Source organism: Novosphingobium sp. BL-52-GroH (assembly GCF_044813085.1).
Lineage (GTDB): Bacteria > Pseudomonadota > Alphaproteobacteria > Sphingomonadales > Sphingomonadaceae > Novosphingobium.
Genome location: NZ_CP171149.1, coordinates 358,999 through 375,304, shown reverse-complemented (window position 1 = coordinate 375,304; position 16,306 = coordinate 358,999). Strand labels below are relative to the sequence as shown.

Genomic DNA, 16,306 nt, shown 5'->3' with positions numbered 1-16,306 from the left:
GCGGCCGTCCCGGCAAGCGTCGACAATCCGGCGCGGGGTGGTGCCGCGCCGACCATGCCGTTCGGGTAATTCCAGGCGCTCCGCTCAGGCGGGCGTTTCGCTGGCGGTAGCGAAGCGGGCGAGCATGCGACCGGTATCGGGCTCGCGTCCGGTAAACAGCGCGAAGGCATGCGCGGCCTGCATCACCGCCATGCCGCCACCGTCGAGCGTGGCGCAGCCGATCGCCCTGGCGGCCTGCAGCAGCCGGGTCTCGAGAGGAAAGTAGATGATGTCCGAAACCCACATCGCACGTTCGAGCAGGGCGGGGTCGAAAGGCAGTCCGGGGTGGCTCAGCATGCCGATCGGCGAGGCTTGGACGACGCCGTCGGCCCCGGCGATGGCGTCCGCGGCGGACCGGGCGGCCAGCACTTGCGCGGCGGGAAATAGGGCGGACAGCCGCGCTGCCAGCGCTTGGGCACGCTCGGCGGCGGGATCGAAGATCGCCAGCCGTCCGGCGCCAAGGTCGAGGTGGGCGTAGCCGACGGCAGCCGCCGCGCCGCCGGCGCCGATCATCGCGACGTGGCCGCGCGGCCGCGTGCCGAGACCTGCGAGGAAGTGCGCGCGGTAGCCCGACCAGTCGGTATTGTCGCCGATCGTGCGCCCCTCGCGGAACAGTACGGTGTTGACCGCGCCGAGCCGGCGGGCGCTTTCGGAGAGCGCGTCCATCAGCGGCACCACCGCCTGCTTGAAGGGGTGGGTGACGTTGATGCCGTCGAAACCGAGGGCGGCGAGGGCCTTGAGGAATGGCGCGAGGTCGGCAGCGTCGAAGCCGACGACGTCGCTGTCGAGGATGCGGTAGACCAGCGGCAGGTCCATCGCCGCCGCCTCGCCCTCGTGCATCGCGGGGCTCCGCGATCCGCCGATGCCGGTGCCGATCAGGCCGCACAGGATGGACGCGCGGGCGGTGCGCGTGGCGATCACGCGAGACTGGAACATGGCTTTGTGGGTCCTTGGACGAATTGGGGGGCGTCAGCCCTCTGAAGGAATGCGGATCATCGTGACGCACAGCCCGGCGAGCACGGCCGGCACTGCGAAGATCGCGAAGATCACCGGCAGCGAAACTTTCTCGGCGAGCAGCAGCCCGCCCAGCATCGGGCCGATCACGGCGCCGATGCGGCCCACGCCCATCGCCCAGCCCAGCCCGGTGCTGCGCACTTCGGAAGGGTAGAAGCTGGTCGCCAGCGGGTAGCAGCCGTTGAAGCCGCCCTGGATGAAGGCGCCGATCAGGAAGGCGGTCAGCAGCGTTGCCGCGATCGGCATGGCGACCGCCCCGAACACGACGAGAGCGCCGGCGGCGAGCACCATGTAGACCAGGATCAGGCGGCGCAGGTCGATGTGGGTAGCGATCAGGCCGATCGAGGTAATGCCCACGAAGGCGCCGATGTTGTAGATCGCACCGGCGTAGATCGCCTGGGTGGCGGGCAGCCCGGCCTCGACCGCGAGCTTGGGAATCCAGCTTATGACGAAGTAGAGCGTCATGAAGCCGAAGATCGTCGCCAGCCACAGCAGGATCGTGCCCTTGGTGCGCCCGGCACCCAGGACGCCGCGCAGGCCGACCTGGCTCTTTTCGGCGATCCGGCGCTCGGGCAGGGCGTCCAGCGGCGCGCGGCCGATCGAGGCGAGCAGCTTGTTGGCGCGGGCCAGGGCGTTGCGAGGTTGGCGGGAAACGAGGAAGTCGACCGATTCGGGTAGCAGGACCCAGACCAGCGGCAGCGCTGCGGCGCACAGTATCGCGGCGCCGAGCAGCATGGCCTGCCAGCCGTGCGTGTCGATCTGCTGGGCGACGATGAAGCCGGTGATCGTCGCGCCGACCGGATAGCCGGCCTGGAGGAAGCCGACCGCGAACGTGCGGTGGCGGGCAGGGGCGTATTCGGCGGTTAGCGCGGCCATGCTGGCCAGCACGGTGCCGATGCCGATGCCGACGACGAACCGCGAGACGATGAGTTCGCCGATCGATCCCGCGAAGGCTGATCCGAACATCGCCGTCGCCATCATCACCAGCGAGGCGAGGATCAGCTTGCGGCGGCCGAAGCGATCAGCCAGTGGCGCGATCAGCAGGCCGCCTGCTGCCATTCCGGCCAGGCTGGCACTGAAAACCACGCCCAGGTTCTCCGGCGCGATCTTCCAGTCGGCCGAAAGTGCCGGGGCAATGTAGGAGAGGATCAGCACGTCCATGCCGTCGAGCATGTTGAGCAGGAAGCAGATGGCGACGATGAGCATCTGGCGCAGGGTCCAGGAATCGCCGCCATGCGTTGTCCCGCCACCCGTGCCTCGCTCGGTCACGGTCACGTAGGGGCGCACGGAAACCGATCCTGCGGCGGAATAACTGGCCATGGTAACGCCTTTCACCATCCTCTGCGGCGCTTGACCGCGCCCTTGCTATTTCGGCGATCCGATGCCGAAACCGACCTGACCATTGCAGGTGCCGTCACACTGTTTGATCTTGCCGGCCTTCGCCAGTGCCCGAAACAATGTGATGCATGCCGTTATGTTATGGCCTGCGGCGCGGCAGGTACACGAGGCAGGTTCATCAGAATATTGCGCGCAATCTCTTCGAAAGTCTCGCCGATAAGTGTGCGCGCGGTCTCCAGGTTGCGGCTGACGTAGACCGGCAGGACGCCCGGCGCCTCGAACTCGAGGAAGCGCACGGTGTCGGCATGGGCCTGCATGGCGGTGAAGCTGTCGACCAGCGCGATGCCCATCCCGTTGGCGACGAAGGCCACCGCGGTCTCGGCGAAGCGTACGTAGGTGGCGACCTCCAGGTCCTCGCCGGCATCGGCGAACATTCCGGCGATGATTCGTCCGTGCGGCGTGTCGGCGCGGAAGGACTGGATGCGCTCGCCACGGATGTCGGCCACGGTGATGCGAGCGCGTTCGGCCAGGCGGTGCCCGGCCGGGACCGCGCAGACCATCCGTCCCGCCCCTATCCGGCTCGACAGCACGTTCGGGTGGTCGATAGGGAACACCGTCATCGCATAGTCGCCGCGCTGGAGTGCCAGCCAGTCCAGCGCCTGCTCGACCGAAAGGATGTCGAACTGGATCGTCAGTCCGGGGTAGTTGCCGGTCAGCCGCGAGAGCATCTGCGGCACCACCGAGTGCCCGAGCGAGGGCGAGGCACCTACCGCGAACGTGCGGTCGTCGCCTTTGGCGAGGCGCTGGACGATGTGTTCGAGGTCGCTGAAGCCCTTGTAGATCTGCTCGATCTCGCCGAACAGGACGACCGCTTCGGGGGTGGGGACCAGCCGTCCGCGGGTGCGGTCGAACAGGCGGAAGCGCAGCTTGTCCTCCATGTGGCCGATCATGCGGCTGAGGCCCGGCTGCGAGGTGCCCAGCATGCGCGCGGCACCGCTCACCGTCTTGGTTATCATAACCCCGCGGAAAATCTCGATCTGCCTGATGGTCAGCATGCGCCTCGCTACCATGGCGCCCATTTGCCGCCAACCGGGGATCGGGGGCGTGCGCCATGGATTTCGCTTCTCACGTGCGCCTGGCGGTACTAGGCTCGCCGCCATGATCGAGATGATTATCGAACAGCGTCGGCGCAGCCTCGGCGGAGGCCTCGACGTCGGCCGCGTGCTGCCCTTCGCCAAGCGGCGCATGGTCGGGCCTTTCGTGTTCTTCGACCACATGGGTCCGCTCGACGTGGCCGCGGGCGCCGATCGCAGCCTCGATGTGCGACCGCATCCGCATATCGGCCTGTCGACGGTGACCTACCTGTTCTCGGGCGAGATCGTGCACCGCGACAGCGTCGGCTCGCACCAGCCGATCCGCGCCGGCGAAGTGAACTGGATGACCGCAGGCAGCGGCATCACCCATTCCGAGCGCTTCGAGAAGGCCCGCGCGGTGGGCGACCATCTCCACGGCATCCAGGCCTGGGTCGCCTTGCCCGAAGCCGACGAGGAAACCGACCCCTCGTTCTCCCACCACGCTGGCACCGACCTGCCGCAATGGGACGAGGGCGGCGTGCATGGCCAGTTGATCGCCGGCAGCGCCTACGGCCTGACCGCCGGCGTGCGCACTCATTCGCCGCTGTTCTACGCGCATCTCGACATGGCTGCCGGGGCGACGGCCGAGATTCCCACCGGGCATGCAGAGCGCGCGGTCTACGTCGCCACCGGCGCGATCGAGCTGGACGGCCGGCGGCACGAAGCAGGCCGGATGCTGGTCCTGGGCAGCGACGCCTCGCGGATGACCGCGGCCGAGCCGTCCACGGTGATGGTGCTGGGCGGCGAGCCGCTGGGCGAACGATTTCTCTACTGGAACTTCGTCTCGTCCTCGAAGGACCGCCTCGCGCAGGCGGCGGCCGACTGGAAGGCCGGACGCATGAAGCTTCCCGACGCGGACGACGAGGAATTCATCCCGCTGCCCGACGATCCGTTCCTGAAACCCCCGGCGATGTCCTGAAGTCGAACGTGTGGTCCCGGGCTCGATGTCCGACCGTCGTGGCGATGGCCCGGAACAGCGCTCCGCAACGACGATCAGATATCGGCCATCTCCGGCAGTTCGCGATCGTGCGCTCCCAGTGCCACGAAGCGATCGATCAGCCACGAGGCCGCCGGGCCCGGCGGGGTGTCGCGGCGCCAGATGCCGGCGAAGCGGTAGGTCCCGCCGACATGGTCGGGCATCGCCAGGCGCACCAGCGTGCCCGAGATCAGGTCGTCCTCGATCATCGGCAGCGGCATGTTGCCCCAGCCGATCCCCTGGCGCAGCAGCGCGTGCTTGGCGCCGAGGTCGGCGAGGCGCCAGGTCTTGGGGCTCATCACCGAATAGTCCTGCCCCTCGGTGAAGCGCGAGCGGTCGGTGAGGACGAGCTGGATGTGCTCGCGCCCGGCGCCCGGCGGGATCGTGGCCATGCGCCCCAGCGGATGGTCGGGGGCGGCGACCGGGATCATCGGCACCGACCCGGCCAACCGGCTCTCGATCCCGACTACGCCGGCCGACAGCGGCCCCGACAGCCCGATCACGCTCTGGCGGTCGAGCACCATCGCGGTCACCGCGCCCAGGGCCTCGACGTGGAGCTTGAGCTGGACGGTGGGGAACTCGGCGACGAACTCGCGCAGTACCAGCCCGAGACGCTCCGCCGGGAGCATGACGTCGACGGCGAGGTCGACTTCCGCTTCCAGCCCGTCGAGCAGGCCCTTCACCGTGGCGCGCAGCCCGTCGATCCCCTGCGCGACGCTACGCGCCTCGGCCAGTACGGCGCGGCCCGCGACGGTCAGCTTCGGCTTGCGCGTTCCCTCGCGCTCGAACAGCAGGAGGCCAAGCTGCGCCTCGAGGTTGGCGATGCCGTAGCTGATGACCGAGACGGCGCGGTTGAGCTTGCGCCCGGCGGCGGCGAAACTGCCGGTGTCGACGATGGCCAGCAGGATGCGCAGCTGGTCCAGGGTGGGCGTACCGGGATTGCTCACTTATCAACTTCCTCGAACGATCGGGTCTATTTTATCCCTCTGATCGAGAAAGCCGGTGAAGTCTAGAGAGGTCTCAACAGGGCGGCACGTCGCCACCCCCCACCGGAGACCTGACATGATCGAACTTCGTCCTTTCGACAGCCTCGGCGGCGCCAACCACGGCTGGCTGGACGCCAAGCACCACTTCTCCTTCGCGGAGTACCAGGACCCGGCACGCGTCCACTGGGGCAACCTGCGCGTCTGGAACGACGACACCATCGCCCCCAAGACCGGTTTCCCGCCACACCCGCACCGCGACATGGAGATCATCACCTACGTTCGCGAAGGCGCGATCACCCACGAGGACAGCCTGGGCAACAAGGGGCGCACGGAGGCCGGCGACGTCCAGGTGATGAGCGCGGGCACCGGCGTGCGCCACTCGGAATACAACCTGGAGGACGTAACCACGCGCATCTTCCAGATCTGGATCATCCCGACCCGCAGTGGCGACGCGCCGTCCTGGGGTGCCAAGCCTTTCCCCAAGGGCGATCGCTCGGGCAAGTTCGTCACCCTCGCCTCGGGCTATGGCAACGACAACGAAGCGCTGCCCATCCGCACCGACGCCCGCGTCGTGGCCGCGACGCTCAAGGCTGGCGAGACTGCGGAATACGCCATCGGCAAGGACCGCAAGGGCTACCTCGTCCCGGCGACCGGCGCCGTCACGCTTGAGAACCGGGGCGACGACGTGCGCGTCAACGCTCGCGACGGGGCGGCGATCAGCGACCTCGAAGTCCTTCGGGTGACCGCGATCGAGGACAGCGAGATCGTCCTCGTCGACGCTGCCTGAACTGAACTGAACTGTCCTGACCTGATCTGCCGGGCCATGCCGTCCCTTGCGAGAGGGGCGGCATGGCTTTTTCGCGGTCATGCCGAGGCGCCGGAGACGCGGGGGCCATGAGGCGACGAGGAATCGAGGCCGAGGGTTCCAAAATTCCGTTCGATGCCTATATGTCGATCCTGCGGTGCGCCTGCGTAGATGGACGGCCCGGTTTGGGAGAGGCCTGAGACCTCGAACCAGAAAGCAGAGCATGTATCTTCCAGCCAGACCCGACGAGGTCCGCCCGTGAGGCCCCGGCGGCGGGGCCTGGCCTCGGTCAATGCCGAGGTGCGTGACGGCATCGTTCCCGCGGCCGGCTCGCTGGCGCGCGCGCAGGACCTCGGGCCTCCGGTGTCAGGTTCGAACTACCGGCTGATCGCACTCATCATCGCGTCCGCGCTGTTCATGGAATTCGTCGACGCCACCGTCCTGGCCACCGCGCTGCCGACGATGGCGCTTGATTTCGGCGTCCGTCCGCAGGAAATGAGCGTCGCGCTCACGTCGTACCTGCTGGCGCTGGCGATTTTCATCCCGGCCTCGGGGGTGCTCGCGGACCGCTTCGGATCGCGCACCGTGTTCCGCACCGCTATCGCCCTCTTCGTGGCCGGCAGCCTCGCGTGCGGCGTGGCGCCGACGCTCGAGTTGATCGTCGCCGCGCGCTTCGTCCAGGGGATCGGCGGGGCCATGATGATCCCGGTCGGCCGCCTCGTGCTGCTGCGCTCGGTCGCCAAGCGGGACATGGTCAACGCCATGTCGTGGCTGCTCGTGCCGGCGCTGATCGGCCCGATCATCGGCCCGCCGCTCGGCGGGTTCATCGTCACCTATCTCGACTGGCGCTGGATCTTCTACATCAACCTGCCGATGGGCACGCTCGGCTTCTGGCTGGTCGGCCGTTACATCGCCAATATCCGCGAGGACGAGCCGGCCCCCTTCGACGCGCTGGGCTTCGTGCTCAGCGGGGTGTCGCTCGGCTGCCTGCTGTTCGGCTTCGAGATGGTCAGCCGCCCCGGCGAGGGCATCATCGCTGCGGCCCTGGTGGCGCTGGGCGCGACGGCCGGCGTCTTCTACGTCCGTCACGCGCGCGGGCGCGAGGGGGCGATCCTGAACCTCGAACTGCTCAAGGACGAGACGTTCCGCCTGTCGGTGATCGCCGGCTCCATCACCCGCATCACCCAGGGCGCGCAGCCGTTCCTGCTGCCGCTGATGATGCAGGTGGGCCTGGGCTTCTCGGCGGCGCGCAGTGGCACCATCACGGTCGCGGTGGCCATCGGCTCGCTGGCGATGAAGAGCATGGCGCAGCGCGTCCTGCGCCGCTTCGGCTTCCGCCGGGCGCTGATCTGGAACGGCATGATCGCCACCGCCGGCTACGCCGTCTGCGGGTTCTTCGGCCCCGGCTGGCCAGTCTGGGCGATGTTCTGCGTGCTGGCTTTCTCGGGCTTCTTCATGTCGTTCCAGTTCACCGCCTACAACACCATCGCCTATGCCGGGGTGGACAAGAAGGACATGAGCAGCGCGACCGCGTTCTACTCGACCTTCCAGCAGCTCATGCTTTCGCTGGGCATCTGCGTGGCGGCGGTGGCGCTGCACCTGGCGATGCTGGCGAACGGCAGCGCGACGCCGACCCTTGGCGATTTCTCCGCGGCGTTCTGGGTGGTGACGGCGGTATCGCTGACTGCCACGTTCTGGAACCTGCGCTTCGCTCCCGATGCCGGCGCCGAGATCAGCGGCCACGCCGAGGTCGCGGCCGAGGAGGATGAACGGGAACGCTCGGCGGCGTAGAGGGGGCGCCAGAAACGGGGACACGCTCACCCGACCGTCGTCAGCAGCCACAACAACAGCGCGAGCGGCAGCGTCGCGACGGCGAGACCGAGCCATGCGCGTCCGGCGCTGCGGGCGGGGAGCACCCGCGACCGACCACGGTGACGGGCGCCTTCGTGCGAATGGTTTGCAACAACCAATCTAGTCGCCCCGAACCGGCGGAATCGCGATGATGGCGCGGCATGCGCGATTACGCTTTCCACCGCGCATCGGACAGCCTAGACGACCCCATCCCCGGGGGGCCGCTGACGCGCGGCTGAGAGGTGGCCTGCAGGCCACGACCCGCTGAACCTGATCCGGTTGATGCCGGCGTAGGGAGGGCCGGCGGCAGTTTCCGTTGTCCCTTCGAATGGAGTGGACACGAAAAGATGGCTGGTAGTGTTGGTCTTATCGGTGGAGCCGCGCTGGCGCTCCCCGCCCTGCTGTTCGCGTCGGAGGCCATGGCTGCCGCCCCGGACGACGACGGCGATCGCGCGGACATCCAGGTCATCGGCCATCCCGATCCCGAAGGCCTGCTGCCCGACCAGACCGCGCCCAAGGCGATCAGCGCGATATCGGCCGCCTTCATCACCAAACAGGCGCCGACGCTGAACGCGTTCCAACTCGTCAACCTCCTGCCTGGCGCCAACGTCTCGTCGAGCGACCCCTACGGCCTGTCGGCCAGTTCGGGCCTGACCCTGCGCGGGTTGGGCCAGGACCAGATCGGTGTCCTGATGGAAGGCGCGCCGCAGAACGACATCGGCTATTTCTACGCCTACCCTTCGCAGTTCGCCGATGCCGAGAACGTGCGCCAGGTGGTCCTCGCGCAAGGCTCGGTTGACATCGATTCGCCGGTCGTCGCAGCCGCCGGCGGCCTTTTGTCGCTGTCGCTCGACGAACCTGCGGCGGAGCCGGGGGCGCTGGTCAACCTCTCGGCCGGTTCCTACGACGAGCGGCGCCTGTTCGTGCGGCTCGACAGCGGCGCGATCGGGTCGAGCGGGCTCAAGGCCTTCGTGTCCTATTCGAACAACCGCGCCGACAACTGGCGCGGCGCCGGCTTCGACAAGCGCCAGCACGTCGATGCCAAGCTGCTGCGCGAGTGGGGCGACGGCAACCGTGCCAGCATCGCGGTCTCCTACAACGACGCCAGCACCTCGGCCTATCCCAGCCCCAGCCTGGCCGACTGGCATGCGCAGGGGCGCGGCTTCAATTTCGACGAGCGCTATACCGAGGGCAATACCAACTACTGGCGGCTCTATCGCGGCCCGTTCCGCAACCTCTATTTCGCCGCCCCGGTCCACCTCAAGCTGAGCGACGCGGTGGTGTTCGACAGCACCGGCTATCTCCAGTTCGGCCACGGCAACTCGCCCTACGGCACCCAGCTTGCGACGACCGGCAACTACCTCGGCAACGAGGAACTGGCGCAACCGATCGCGCTGCCCGGCGCGGTGAACGGGGTGGCCACGGTGCTCGGTAACTACACCGGCAAGCAGGTGCGCGCCGGCAACGTCTCCAAGTTCACCGTGCAGGCGGGTGCACACCGGATCACCGCCGGGGCCTGGTTCGACTACGGGACCGACCGCGTCACCCAGTCCTACACCTCGATCGGTGCCGATGGCCGGCCGGTCGACGAATGGGGCTACCAGGACGAGGCCATCCACACCGCCGACGGCCGGCTGCTCGCGTACGAGAACCAGCGCACGGTCACCGTGACCAAGGCCTTCTTCCTGGCCGACAGCATCGCGATCACCGAACGCCTGGGTGTCGAGATCGGCTTCAAGGGCGTGGACGTGCGGCGCAACGGACGCAACTACTTGCCTGGGCCGCAGTCGAAAGTGCACTTCGACCGCTTCGCCGCGCTGCCTCGCGCCGCGGTGCACTACCAATTGGACGAAAGGCAGCAGGTCTTCGCCAACGTGACCACCAACTTCCGCACGCCCAACGAGTTCGCACTCTACGACAGCTACTACGGCGGAGAACTGGTGGGGCAGGGCACCAATGCGCTCAAGAACGAATATTCGGTCTCCGAGGAGATGGGCTATCGCTACATCGGCCCCAGCCTTTCGTTCTCGCTGACCGCCTTCCACTACCATTTCCGCAACCGGCAGGTGGCGACGGTGATCGACAGCGGCGGGGCGCTGGTCAATTCGACGGTCAATGCCGGCAGCCAGACCTCCTACGGCCTCGACGGCGAGATCGACTATCGCCCCGCGAAGGGGGTGAGCGTCTACGTTTCGGGCGAATACCTGCACGCGAGGCTGGACGACGACCTGGCCGTCAATGGCGATTATCTGCCGACCAAGGGCAGGCACGCGGTATCGAGCCCGACGTTCCAGTTCGGCGTAGGCAGTACGTACGACGACGGGCGCCTGTTCGGCAGCACCGCGCTCAAATACGTCGGCCGCCAGTACGCGACCTTCACGAACGACGAGAGCATCAAGGGCTACGCTACGCTCGACCTGTCGATCGGCGTGCACCTTGCCGGGCTGATCGACGCGCAGCGCACCGACCTGCGGCTCAACGCGATCAACGTGACCAACCCGCGCGTGCTTTCGGGCGTCCAGGCCGTGGGCACCAATGCGCAGGACACCTTCGGGCGAAACGGCACTCTGATCGCGGGCTCGGCGCCGACCTACTACATCGGGAGCGGGCGTGCCTTCGTGGCGACGCTTTCGCGCGCGTTCTGACGGTGGCGGGGGCGGACGGGCTTCGCGCCGGGGCGGTCGACCGGGCATGAGCGGCGCAGGTCATCTCGTGCACGGGATGGGCACCGCCATGGAGGCGCCGACCTGGCCCGCGATCACGTCTGCGGAGGCCGAGGCGATCCTTTCCGCGTTTCCCGCCGCCGGGCGCCTCGTCGCGCTGCGCTGGCATTCGCCGCGCCCGTTCTCGGCGGCGACGCTGGTGGAGACGGGCGAGGGTGAGTTCTTCCTCAAGCGCCATCACCGGCGGCTGCGCTCGCCGGCGGCGCTGGCGCAGGAGCATGCCTTCATGGCGCACTTGCGGTTCGCAGGGCTGGCGGTGCCCGATGTCATGGCGGCGGCCGGCGGCGCCGGTGCCATCGCGCAAGGCGAATGGACCTGCGAGGTGCACCGCAAGGCCCCCGGTATCGACCTCTATCGCGACCGGCCTTCGTGGACGCCGTTCCTGGACCACCGCCATGCCTTCGCGGCTGGCGCGGCGCTGGCGCGGCTGCATCTGGCGGCACGCGGTTTCGCCGAGCACCCGCGCGACGACCAGCCGCTCGTAGCCAGCTTCACGATCGTCCCGGCGCAAGACCCTCTGGCGGCGGCCGGGGCCTATGTCGCCGCCCGTCCGGCGCTCGCCGCGTTCCTCGCGGACAAGCCGTGGCAGGCGCAACTGGCCCGCCTGTTCGCCTCGCTCGGCGCCGGACTGCCCGCAAGGCTGGCGCGCCAGCCGATGCTATGGACGCACAACGACTGGCATCCCTCCAACTTGCTCTGGTCGCCCGAGGGCACCGTGCGCACGGTCTTCGACTTCGGGCTGGCGACGCGGACCTGTGCGTTGCACGATCTCGCGACCGCGATCGAGCGCACTGCCATCCCTTGGCTGGAACTGGAGGACGGGCGCGCCGATGCGCAGGCCGCGCTGGCGCTCCTCGCCGGCTATCGGACCGTGCTGCCGCTGGCCGGGTCCGAGATCGAGACGCTCGTGCGCCTCCTGCCGCTGGTGCACGTAGAATTCGCGCTGTCGGAGGTCGATTATTTCGCCGGTATCCTGGGCGATCGCGACCAGGCGGCGCTGGCCTGGGACGGCTACCTTCTCGGTCATGCCGAGTGGTTCCTGTCCATCCCGGGACGCGATTTCCTGCAACAGGTGGAACAGGGAGCGATGGCGTGATGTCGGCACTCGAGATCGTCGCCGTCGCCGTCAGCTTCCTGGGGATCTGGTTGACCGCCCGGCGACGCATGCTGTGCTGGCCGGTCAATCTCCTGGCCTGCGGGCTCTACTTCAAGCTGTTTCTCGACGTGCGGCTCTATGCCGACATGGTGCTGCAGGCCCTGTTCGGTATCGCCATCGTCTACGGCTGGATCGCCTGGGCGCGCGGGAAGGAGGAATCGGGCGATATCGTGGTGCGCCCGCTGCCGCCGCTGCAGGCGTCGGCGGGGCTGGCGGCGGGCGCCGTCGGGGCGCTCGCCATCGGCTGGTTCACCAGCCGCTACACCGATGCGGCGCTGCCCTGGATGGATGCCGGGCTGAGCAGCTTCAGCCTCGTCGCCCAGTACTGGACGGCGCGGCGGCAGGCGGCGAGCTGGCTCCTGTGGATCGCGGTCGACGTCCTCTACGTCGGGATGTTCGTCGTCAAGGAACTGTGGCTGACCGCCGGGCTCTATGCGGCGATGGTCGGCCTTGCGGTGCTGGGCTACAGGCGATGGCGGCAGGCGGCCGCCGATGGGGCCAGGATTTCATAGTCACAGCGTGCAGGGTCCGCTTTTGAGGAACGAGATACCGGGATCGGGGCGACGCGTTTGCCCTTATCCTGTCCAATCGACGCTTCGGGGTTTCCCGGGGACGGAAATTCTGGTTCGATCTGGGCGATCAAGAGGAGTACCAGGCATGATCCGTGAGATCCTGAAGATGGGCGATCCCCGGCTCCTGCAAGTGGCTGCGCCCGTGGCTGACATCACCGACCCGGCGTTGGCCGGCATCATCGCGGACATGTACGAGACCATGCATGCCGCCAACGGGGTCGGCCTTGCGGCGCCGCAGGTCGGCGTCGGTCTGCGCCTGATGATCTTCGGCTTCGACGAGAGCCCGCGGTATCCCGGCGAGCCTGCGGTACCCGTCACCACGCTCATCAATCCGTGGTTGGAAATTTTGACCGAGGAAACCGAGGACGGTTGGGAAGGATGCCTTTCGGTCCCCGGAATGCGCGGCCTAGTACCCCGGGCCACGCACGTCCGGTACGGAGGAGTGCTGGAGGACGGGACGACGCTCGTTCGCGAGGCACGCGGATTCCATGCCCGCGTGTTCCAGCACGAGTTCGACCACCTCGACGGCGTGCTCTATCCTCAGCGGATCGTGGACATGACGCAGTTCGGCTTCATCGAGGCGCTCTTCCCGGACAGTCCGCTCGCCGCGCTCGAGGCGGACTGAAACGCGCGCAGGCGCCGACGAACGGGCGCCTTTCGGCCGCCGCCGCCATGCGCGCACAGGGCAGGAAGACACCGCATTTCAAGCAGGGCTACGATTTTTTGGGGCCCTGTCGGTGTACAAATACGCTTCTTCGACGGAATGCGCAGCAAGCACGCGCTCAAACTGCCTTTCCCGCGCGAAAAGGGAGTTTTTCCAGCACTATCAAGCAAGTGTTCTGCAATGACCCAAACGTACCGTGTCCCGATGGCCACATATCCCGCGAGAACCCGCAAGCGTTTAAGATGCTGCGGAAAATTTTTGTGTACAATATTTGGGATATGAGTCAGGTTTGCATCGTCCAGGACCGAAGACGGCCGGGCGGGAGGGGCCATCACCAATCGTAGTGCTCAACAGGGGAAGCAATTCGATGGCTAACGCACGCGCATACCTGTCCTGCGGGATCGCATTCTCGACACTCGCCGTGACACTCATTTCCGTTCCGGCCTCCGCGCAAGTCGGCGGCGACGTGCTTGCCGAACCGGCTTCCGAGATCACCGTCACCGCGCGCCGGCAGAACGAGAAGCTGGCCGACGTTCCCGCTTCGATCACCGTGCTGACCAGCCAGGATCTCGCCGCCAGGGGCATCGTTACTACCGAGCAGGCGATCGCCTCGACGCCGGGCGTCACGATCGTGTCGAACTCGGCGCAAGTGGGGGATGCACAGATCAACATCCGAGGCGTCAACGGCGCGCGCGACGCCGAGAACAACGTGGCGCTGGTCGTCGACGGCATCCTCAAGACCAATATCTCCGCGGTCAACCAGTACCAGGGCGCGATGGAGCAGTTCGAGGTGCTCAAGGGGCCCCAGGGTGCCTACTACGGGCGCGGCGCCACCGCCGGGGTGATCGTGATGGGCACTCGCAAGCCCGGTGATAGCTGGGCGGCGAGCGGGCGCACATCCTGGGCCACGCAGGACAGCCAGCTTGCCGAAGGCTCGATTTCGGGCCCCTTGTCGGAGAACACCGGCATCGTCGTGTTCGGGCAGTACCGCCATACCGACGGGTTCTACAGCAACACCGGCACCGACGCGCGCACGCAAGGGAAGACCATCGACAACTATCGGGGCTGGGGCGCGGGCGCGCGCCTGTATTCCGAGCCCACCGACCAGTTGAGCCTCGACGCCAAGTTCCGCTACAACAAGGTGAAGGCAGCCGCGCTCAACTTCACGACCATATTCGCCCTGCCTGATTTCGCTTCGGCACTCGGCAATCCGGATTTCTTCCAGAACGTCAACGACCACAAGGACTTCGTCTACCAGCGCAACGTCCCGTCGATCGACGAACAACGCACGATCGAGGGCTCGCTCAAGGCCGAATACGCCTTCGACGGCGTCAAGCTCACCGCCTGGGGCCTGTTCTCCGACATTGACGAGATATTCTACGCCGATACCACCGCGGCGGGTCTCGGCCGGTTCAGTGGCCAGGCTTCGTGCATCGCCTCGGTTGCGGACCTCTACGGGCAAGGGGTTACGCTGCAGTCGCCGCTTTTCCTGGGGCCGACGCCGGGGACATCGACGCTGGGCGCCTACAGCCCGACCACGTGCGACGGCATCCAGATCACCCAGCGCGACCAGCGTGACCTCAGCGGCGAAATCCGGCTAGCCTCCGACACGGACGGGCCGCTGCAATGGTCGCTGGGCGCCTACTACCTGCACATCAACCGCCATTACGGAACCGCAGTGAACGAGGACGACGGGGGCGACGTCGTGGTCAGCCTCTACAACGCGCCGGGCACGCGCCAGCAGACCTCGCAACTCTTCGACGACCGCTTCAAGACCGACGTCTATGCGGGGTTCGGCTCGCTTCAGTACGAGCCGACCGACAAGCTGACGTTGTCCGCAGCGCTGCGTTTCGACCGGGAAGAGCGGCACGTCACCCCGCTGGTGCCCAATGTGCCCGATCCCGTAACCGGCGCCCCGATCAACCCGGGCTACCAGGTCGGCACTCTCGTGCCCAAGTCGCGGACCTACCAGCAGGCGCAACCCAAGCTGACGCTTCGCTACGAGTTCACGCCCGAGGTCAACGTCTACCTGGACTACGGCGTCGGCTTCAAGGCGGGTGGCTTCAACAGCCAAGGCAGTGCGGCGCTGATCCAGACCTACTTCAACGACCTGCTGGGCTCCAACATCGGCGTCAATGACGATTACGGCAAGGAGGTTTCCCACGCGCTTGAGGCGGGCTTCAAGGCCAGCCTGTTCGGAGGCGACGTGCAACTCAGCGGCGCCGTGTACCGCAACATCGTCGACGACATGCAGTTCTTCGAGTTCTACACCGGCACCTTCGGCATCCTGCGCGTCGTCTCCAACATCGACAAGGTGCGGCTGATCGGCGGGGAACTGGGCGTGACATGGCGGGTCGCGCCGGGCTTCACGCTCGATGCCGGCGGCAACGTGCTCGACAGCAAGATCCAGGCGAACTCGGTGCGACCGGACACGGTGGGCAACAAGTCGCCCTATTCCGCGGACTATACCTTGAACGTCGGCGCGTCGGTCGAACAGCCGATCAACGACCACCTCGATTTTACCTTTCGTGCCGACTACCGCCTGACGGGCCCCACTTGGTTCCACGTCGTTCAGGACCAGACCCGCCGCACCGTCTTCGACCTGTTCTATCCCGGTATCGGCACTGCCGACTATTCGGGCACCCGACGCGATGCCTATGGCATCCTCAACTTGCGTGCCGGGCTCAAGGGCGAAACGTGGCGCCTGACCGGCTTCGTGAACAACTTCTTCAAGAAGCAGTACCTGGAGGAGATCATCCCAGCGCCGGAATTCGGTGGCTCCTTCGTCACGCCGGGGGCGCGGCGCACCATCGGGCTTGAAGCGGGCTTCGACTTCTGAGACCGTTTGAAAAGGCGCGAAAGCGCGCTTTTTGGAGTGGTTCGGTGCGGCATAATGGGCAAGGCCCATTCTCAATCGGTCTTCGAGCGCGCGGACGCAGGGAATGCCTCCCTGCGTCCATGGATAAAGTGCCGGAACCAGACTATCGTTGACAACGGCAGTGTTTTGCTAGCTCCATACTTCCAGATTTGAATCGATTCCGAATATGAA

Annotated in this window: 13 protein-coding genes and 1 riboswitch; of the genes, 8 read left to right on the top strand and 5 right to left on the bottom strand. The window is 67.0% G+C overall.

Annotated elements, in window-relative coordinates:
• Positions 1 to 84: 84 nt before the first annotated feature.
• The 3 genes from ACFFDA_RS01655 to ACFFDA_RS01645 all read right to left on the bottom strand — a co-directional run bounded on the left by ACFFDA_RS01655 (position 85) and on the right by ACFFDA_RS01645 (position 3,446).
• Positions 85 to 975, bottom strand: coding sequence for a shikimate dehydrogenase (locus tag ACFFDA_RS01655; RefSeq protein WP_404477857.1), 891 nt, complete (start codon positions 973 to 975; stop codon positions 85 to 87).
• 33 nt (positions 976 to 1,008) lie between these two features.
• Positions 1,009 to 2,373, bottom strand: a complete 1,365-nt coding sequence (locus ACFFDA_RS01650; protein WP_404477856.1) for an MFS transporter — start codon at positions 2,371 to 2,373, stop codon at positions 1,009 to 1,011.
• A gap of 152 nt (positions 2,374 to 2,525) precedes the next feature.
• Positions 2,526 to 3,446: a LysR family transcriptional regulator gene (locus ACFFDA_RS01645; protein ID WP_404477854.1), complete on the bottom strand. Its 921-nt coding sequence runs from the start codon at positions 3,444 to 3,446 to the stop codon at positions 2,526 to 2,528.
• Between the two features lie 103 nt (positions 3,447 to 3,549).
• On the opposite strand from ACFFDA_RS01645, the gene ACFFDA_RS01640 reads away from it, so the two are divergent.
• Positions 3,550 to 4,443, top strand: coding sequence for a pirin family protein (locus ACFFDA_RS01640; RefSeq protein WP_404477853.1), 894 nt, complete (start codon positions 3,550 to 3,552; stop codon positions 4,441 to 4,443).
• 74 nt (positions 4,444 to 4,517) lie between these two features.
• Here the strand turns inward: ACFFDA_RS01640 and ACFFDA_RS01635 are convergent, their stop codons facing one another.
• Positions 4,518 to 5,447, bottom strand: a complete 930-nt coding sequence (locus ACFFDA_RS01635) for a LysR family transcriptional regulator (protein ID WP_404477852.1) — start codon at positions 5,445 to 5,447, stop codon at positions 4,518 to 4,520.
• Positions 5,448 to 5,562: 115 nt separating this feature from the next.
• On the opposite strand from ACFFDA_RS01635, the gene ACFFDA_RS01630 reads away from it, so the two are divergent.
• Both ACFFDA_RS01630 and ACFFDA_RS01625 read left to right on the top strand, forming a co-directional pair.
• Positions 5,563 to 6,273, top strand: a complete 711-nt coding sequence (locus ACFFDA_RS01630) for a pirin family protein (protein ID WP_404477851.1) — start codon at positions 5,563 to 5,565, stop codon at positions 6,271 to 6,273.
• 276 nt (positions 6,274 to 6,549) lie between these two features.
• Positions 6,550 to 8,082: an MFS transporter gene (locus ACFFDA_RS01625; protein ID WP_404477850.1), complete on the top strand. Its 1,533-nt coding sequence runs from the start codon at positions 6,550 to 6,552 to the stop codon at positions 8,080 to 8,082.
• Between the two features lie 26 nt (positions 8,083 to 8,108).
• Here ACFFDA_RS01625 and ACFFDA_RS01620 read toward each other — a convergent pair whose 3' ends face one another.
• A complete protein-coding gene (locus ACFFDA_RS01620) occupies positions 8,109 to 8,261 on the bottom strand; it encodes a DUF3649 domain-containing protein (protein ID WP_404477849.1) in 153 nt (50 codons plus the stop codon).
• An 85-nt stretch (positions 8,262 to 8,346) separates the two neighbouring features.
• Positions 8,347 to 8,456: riboswitch (TPP riboswitch) on the top strand.
• 33 nt (positions 8,457 to 8,489) lie between these two features.
• Between ACFFDA_RS01620 and ACFFDA_RS01615 the strand changes: the two genes are divergently transcribed.
• The 5 genes from ACFFDA_RS01615 (at position 8,490) to ACFFDA_RS01595 (ending at position 16,096) form a co-directional block, all read left to right on the top strand.
• Positions 8,490 to 10,787 carry a TonB-dependent receptor gene (locus ACFFDA_RS01615; RefSeq protein ID WP_404477847.1) on the top strand — a complete coding sequence of 766 codons (2,298 nt, stop codon included), beginning with the start codon at positions 8,490 to 8,492 and terminating at the stop codon, positions 10,785 to 10,787.
• Positions 10,788 to 10,833: 46 nt separating this feature from the next.
• On the top strand, positions 10,834 to 11,961 hold the full coding sequence (locus ACFFDA_RS01610) for a phosphotransferase (protein ID WP_404477846.1): 1,128 nt from the start codon (positions 10,834 to 10,836) through the stop codon (positions 11,959 to 11,961).
• The gene (pnuC, locus tag ACFFDA_RS01605; RefSeq protein ID WP_404478324.1) at positions 11,961 to 12,533 is read left to right on the top strand and encodes a nicotinamide riboside transporter PnuC; all 573 of its coding nucleotides are present in this window, start codon (positions 11,961 to 11,963) and stop codon (positions 12,531 to 12,533) included. Before ACFFDA_RS01610 ends, pnuC begins: the two co-directional genes overlap by 1 nt.
• Before the next feature lie 145 nt (positions 12,534 to 12,678).
• Positions 12,679 to 13,218 carry a peptide deformylase gene (gene def / locus ACFFDA_RS01600; RefSeq protein WP_404477845.1) on the top strand — a complete coding sequence of 180 codons (540 nt, stop codon included), beginning with the start codon at positions 12,679 to 12,681 and terminating at the stop codon, positions 13,216 to 13,218.
• Positions 13,219 to 13,624: 406 nt separating this feature from the next.
• On the top strand, positions 13,625 to 16,096 hold the full coding sequence (locus ACFFDA_RS01595; RefSeq protein ID WP_404477844.1) for a TonB-dependent receptor: 2,472 nt from the start codon (positions 13,625 to 13,627) through the stop codon (positions 16,094 to 16,096).
• The last annotated feature ends 210 nt before the right edge of the window (positions 16,097 to 16,306 follow it).

What these genes read in the sequence shown, in the direction of transcription:
- ACFFDA_RS01655 (WP_404477857.1), bottom strand. Translation starts at nt 975, where the DNA reads ATGTTCCAGTCTCGCGTGATCGCCACGCGCACCGCCCGCGCGTCCATC.
- ACFFDA_RS01650 (WP_404477856.1), bottom strand. Translation starts at nt 2,373, where the DNA reads ATGGCCAGTTATTCCGCCGCAGGATCGGTTTCCGTGCGCCCCTACGTG.
- ACFFDA_RS01645 (WP_404477854.1), bottom strand. Translation starts at nt 3,446, where the DNA reads ATGCTGACCATCAGGCAGATCGAGATTTTCCGCGGGGTTATGATAACC.
- ACFFDA_RS01640 (WP_404477853.1), top strand. Translation starts at nt 3,550, where the DNA reads ATGATCGAGATGATTATCGAACAGCGTCGGCGCAGCCTCGGCGGAGGC.
- ACFFDA_RS01630 (WP_404477851.1), top strand. Translation starts at nt 5,563, where the DNA reads ATGATCGAACTTCGTCCTTTCGACAGCCTCGGCGGCGCCAACCACGGC.
- ACFFDA_RS01615 (WP_404477847.1), top strand. Translation starts at nt 8,490, where the DNA reads ATGGCTGGTAGTGTTGGTCTTATCGGTGGAGCCGCGCTGGCGCTCCCC.
- ACFFDA_RS01610 (WP_404477846.1), top strand. Translation starts at nt 10,834, where the DNA reads ATGAGCGGCGCAGGTCATCTCGTGCACGGGATGGGCACCGCCATGGAG.
- pnuC (WP_404478324.1), top strand. Translation starts at nt 11,961, where the DNA reads ATGTCGGCACTCGAGATCGTCGCCGTCGCCGTCAGCTTCCTGGGGATC.
- def (WP_404477845.1), top strand. Translation starts at nt 12,679, where the DNA reads ATGATCCGTGAGATCCTGAAGATGGGCGATCCCCGGCTCCTGCAAGTG.
- ACFFDA_RS01595 (WP_404477844.1), top strand. Translation starts at nt 13,625, where the DNA reads ATGGCTAACGCACGCGCATACCTGTCCTGCGGGATCGCATTCTCGACA.